General features: G+C 44.9%; 4 protein-coding genes. 2 read left to right on the top strand and 2 right to left on the bottom strand.

The window, feature by feature from the left end; genetic code table 11:
• Both H6S82_RS20030 and H6S82_RS20025 read right to left on the bottom strand, forming a co-directional pair.
• Positions 1-664: ABC transporter substrate-binding protein (locus H6S82_RS20030; protein ID WP_191056608.1), on the bottom strand; the 664-nt coding region annotated here is incomplete at its 3' end.
• Positions 665-771: 107 nt separating this feature from the next.
• Positions 772-2,775, bottom strand: a complete 2,004-nt coding sequence (locus H6S82_RS20025; RefSeq protein ID WP_190466450.1) for a hypothetical protein — start codon at positions 2,773-2,775, stop codon at positions 772-774.
• Between the two features lie 73 nt (positions 2,776-2,848).
• On the opposite strand from H6S82_RS20025, the gene H6S82_RS20020 reads away from it, so the two are divergent.
• Both H6S82_RS20020 and H6S82_RS20015 read left to right on the top strand, forming a co-directional pair.
• The gene (locus H6S82_RS20020; RefSeq protein WP_190466452.1) at positions 2,849-3,457 is read left to right on the top strand and encodes a hypothetical protein; all 609 of its coding nucleotides are present in this window, start codon (positions 2,849-2,851) and stop codon (positions 3,455-3,457) included.
• A gap of 32 nt (positions 3,458-3,489) precedes the next feature.
• Entirely contained in the window at positions 3,490-4,095 is a 606-nt protein-coding gene (locus H6S82_RS20015; RefSeq protein WP_190466455.1) for a glutathione binding-like protein, read from the top strand.
• Positions 4,096-4,462 lie beyond the last annotated feature (367 nt).

Raw genomic sequence — 4,462 nt, 5'->3', positions numbered from 1 at the left:
GAAACTTTTGTACTGTTACTAAATCGAGTTTTTGGTCTTTAACTGTTTGCTGAAAAGTCTCAGTTTCCGACTTGCTAAACGCATCATTTTGTGCATAAAACACAGCCACTTTCTCGATCTTGGGATTAATTTTGAGAGCTGCTTTGATTGAATTGGGAGCAACAATGGCAACAGGTGCAGAAACGCGAGCCACGTAATCTCCTATTTCGGGAACTCCTTTAGCTGTGTTGGATGCTCCGATTACTGGCACTTTAGCACGCTCTGCGATCGGACCGGCACTAAATGCTTGCTGAGAAAGAGTGGGGCCAACAATGCCGACGACTTGATTCTGGGTAATTAGGGTTTGAAAGGCGTTAATCGCTCCCGCTTCTTCGCCGCCAGTATCCTGAACTACCAATCTAATCGGCGTGCCGTTGATGCCTCCTTTATCGTTAAAATATTTCTCGGCGATTTTGGCACCTTGGATGCCTTCTTGACCGAGTAAAGCGACGTTGCTGGTTTGCGCTAAAGCAATTCCGATGGGAATGCTGTTAGACGAAACAGCCCCTGCGGAAGGATTTGCTGTGGTTGTGGCATTTGGGCCAGAGTTAGTTTGATTGCAGGCGCTCAGCAGGGAAGCGAAGGCAAGCAACAAGGCAGAACCAAGGAAAGTAGATTTTTTCATAGCCTGGTCAGAAATATCTTTCTGTTGGGAGATTTTACATATTACCCAATTAATGTACAGCTTTTGTACCTTCAATCGATCCGATCGCACCACTACGAACCAACAATTTAGAGCCGATTGCGAGTGAGTGAGGTACAACATCTGGTATATCGGGAAGATGGGGAAGAAATTTGTTCTACTTCCCAGTCTGCCTTCTCCCTTTTAAAATCCCACTGGAAGCTGTTCAAAGTAGCACGCAAGCTCCAACTATCTCCGACAGGATTGCGATATTCCAAAACGCCACTTCTCAAACCTTGCCGCAGATAGGGACTTGCTATTACAGGCCAATTTTGCAATACTCGCGGTTTACCGTTGATGCTGGCAACACCGATACCGCCGTTGGGTGCGTAGGTCATCACTAACCGATCGCCCTCCAAACCAGTGTAAGCGAGTTTGCCTTGTTTTTCCCATTCGCGATCGTCTATGACAACCCGATCTAATGCAGCAGTCAAACGTTTAAAATTTGGATAATCGGCAATTCTCGCCACATCGGTAATCCAAGCAGTTTTATTTCCACTTGCTACTAAAGCTCGATCGGCCTTATTCCTTTCCGATACAGGCGCAAGCAAACTAATTTTATCACCCCAAGGACGAGCAAGCAACCAAGTTTCTTCAATCTGCCAAATATACCAATCTCTGTATCTTTGCGGTTGACCGTAGCGAATGGGAATAACTAAGTGAGAACGGGGTGGTACATTAGCTGCTAAATCTTGTTGATTGAGGATTAACTGATAAATTACCGCACTGCGTCCCTGCACATATTGATCTCCCGGACTGCGACCGGTTGCCATCAAATTGTGATAAGTTCCGCCCAAACTAATTACGGCGTTGTTTTCTCCTTTGGGGTCGCGGATCGCTAACTTGTAAGTGGCATATTGAGCGTTGATGGTTCCCTTCACTTGATAAGAACGTTTTGGTTCTAATAGAGTAGCGAGACTGTAATCTTTAGTAACGTAAAAAGTTTCCCAAAAGCGATTGTCTTGATGGTAGCTGTAATAATCCGGATGAGAAGCTTTTGCTAAAAATGGTAGGGGTACTTCTTTTCTCGCCAACTGTCGCAAACTGGGGTCGGGACGATAGGAACTCAACCCCGCCAATAGCGCCAATCTTGCATTACCATTATTCATCTTTTCGACAACGATCGGTAATTGGTAATTCCTCCCCCGCTCTCCCGCTCCCCCGCTCTCCCGCTCTTCCCCGCCCCACCACATCCAAGCTACCGCAGTCAAACCGCTATTCCAAGTATTGCGATCGAATCCGCGACTTTCCGCACCGCCAGCAGTTCCCCAACTCAGGCGTAAAGCCATGTTAGCAGCATACCAATCTAAACCTGCTTTTGCTAATTGTCGCAGTTCGGGAGTGCGAGCAAAATCGTAAAGATTGAGCAAACCGCCGATACTATATCCGTAGTAGGTAGAAGAATGAAATTCGCCTTGTCCGATGGTGAGAAATTTGTTGAGTTCCGATCGCAACCATGCTTCAATGGTGCTAGCAGTCGCCGGATCGTTAACAGTCCAGCCGCTATTATCCATTAAAGCAAGTCCGGATAGGCGCTGCATAAACATATGGTTTTCCGTCCCAGTTTCTAGCCACTCCTTCACGCGAGGCGACTCTACCATACTGCGATAGGAAGCTTCCACATTGGCGGGCATTTTGTCGCGAAATAGGAAGAAGATGCGAATATCGAAAACGCTGCGAAAATGGTAAAGGTCGGGTCGTTCTCTTTCCAATTTCATTAGAATATCCCAAATGTGCTGGCGATTGTAGCTGTCTCCCAAGCTGAGACGCGATAGGATAACTGGAAGCAGATATTTGTGGGGGTCGCCGATTTTTTCCCGTCGCCACCAAGCGTCGAGTTTGTCTAAGTCTTCGGCTGCTAGTTTTTGACGAATTGCTAAACTGCGAAGTTGAAAAGCTGCTTCTTCTGCATTATCCCAACGACGATCGCCTTCTTGTGGTACTTTGAGAGCAGCTTCTGTAACAGGCGGCTGTCTGACTTGAGAAGTAGCGATCGCACAGCCATAACCGATCGTGCTTGCTAAAATCGCGATCGCGAATATTTGTAGTTTCATCTTGTTTGTTTTTTAAGATAAACTAATTTTGCCTATTAGTTGGTAATTGGTGATAGCGATCGGTATTTGATCTATGCAACGTCAATCACTATGGCCTGTATGGTTTCCTTATCCAATATCATGGGCGCGGGCTTGCGCCAACATAGCCGTCTTTTCGGCCATTATGCAGAGTGCTGCTCCGTCTATCCGTCGCTCAGATGAGGCGAGTGACCTAGTACCTATTATTTTAGCAGCACTGGTGCTGCATTTCTTCGGAATTGTCTTAGGACATCACTGCATTATCAAACTTGTCAAACAAAAGTCTAATTGGTTTCCTGGTTGGTTGAGCTGGCGAGAGGGTTTGAACGGCTCGATTATTTTGATTTTGGAACTGCTATCTACCAGTATTTTTGTCGTATTTCTAGCAGTTAGTATTAACCCTTATTCTGCCAATGCTGGCAGAAATTTTTTGCTGATGGCGATGGCTTTTTTAATTGCGGTTGCGGCTTACCTATATCATTACGATTTTTTGGTGCGCGAACGCCGCACTGCGAAAATGGTAAACCGTCAAACGTCCAAACAAAAAAAATCATCTTTGTCACCCCAAACGCTCGATCCGATCGAGTTGGAACTCGATCGGCTACGGGGAGAAATGGGTTTAAATCAAATGAAGCAGAGGAAGAAAAAAGATAGTAATAGTTAAGATATTATTGACCTATAACCAATATCTAAATTATGATTGACCTTTACACTTTCACTACACCCAACGGGCGCAAAGCTTCCATCATGTTAGAGGAAGTCGGTCTGGCGTACAATGTCTACAAAATTGACATTACCAAGGGCGATCAATTTACGCCTGAGTTCGTAGCGATCAATCCCAATAGCAAGATTCCTGCTATTGTCGATCGCGAAACGGATATCACCGTTTTTGAGTCGGGTGCAATTCTCATTTATCTAGCTGAAAAAACGGGCAAATTCCTACCCGCTGACCAAAAAGGTCGCTATCAAGTATTGCAGTGGCTGATGTTCCAAATGGGCGGGGTGGGGCCAATGTTCGGTCAGTTAAACCACTTCAAACGCTTTGCACCAGAAAAAATACCTTACGCGATCGAACGTTACGAAAAAGAAAGTTTGCGCCTTTACAGTGTGTTAGATAACCAACTTGCAGACAAAGAATATATCTGCGGGGATTACTCAATTGCCGATATCGCCACTTATCCTTGGGTAGCAATTTATGAGTTTCAAGGATTAACATTAGATAATCACCCAAATCTCAAACGTTGGGTGGAAACAGTGGAACAACGTCCCGCAGTAAAAAAAGGAATGGCTGTGCCTGCTTAGTACAGGACAGATATTAATCAGCCCATACGTAGCTTACCCATGTAGCAATAATCTGAAGCAAACTTGAAAAAGTATTTTTTAAGTTTGCTTCAGATTAAGCGATGTAGCGTTACAAATTTATGTTATTTTTTTCTAAGCGATCTATTTCTGTGTATGATTGAGCTTGATAAGAAGAGGACAAGCTAAAATCGATGAAAAACCTCACTGTCGTTATTTTACTGGCTGTTGTCAGTTTATTACTTCCGGGTTGCTCTACTTCTGAGCAAAACGCTCCACCGTCTCAAGAAACACCCAAACAAGCAACACCTTCTCCCTCACGAACGACCAGAGGGTCAGAACCAGATAATAAAGATCGGAAGAGCACACG

The organism is Planktothrix sp. FACHB-1355, assembly GCF_014748295.1.
In the GTDB taxonomy this organism is placed as follows: Bacteria; Cyanobacteriota; Cyanobacteriia; order Cyanobacteriales; family Aerosakkonemataceae; genus Aerosakkonema; species Aerosakkonema funiforme_A.
The sequence above is the reverse complement of the archived record's forward strand: the minus strand, read 5'-3'. Positions and strand labels throughout refer to the sequence as shown.

Bases quoted from the DNA above. Each gene is read 5' to 3' on its own strand.
- H6S82_RS20025 (WP_190466450.1), bottom strand. From the start codon at position 2,775: ATGAAACTACAAATATTCGCGATCGCGATTTTAGCAAGCACGATCGGT.
- H6S82_RS20020 (WP_190466452.1), top strand. From the start codon at position 2,849: ATGCAACGTCAATCACTATGGCCTGTATGGTTTCCTTATCCAATATCA.
- H6S82_RS20015 (WP_190466455.1), top strand. From the start codon at position 3,490: ATGATTGACCTTTACACTTTCACTACACCCAACGGGCGCAAAGCTTCC.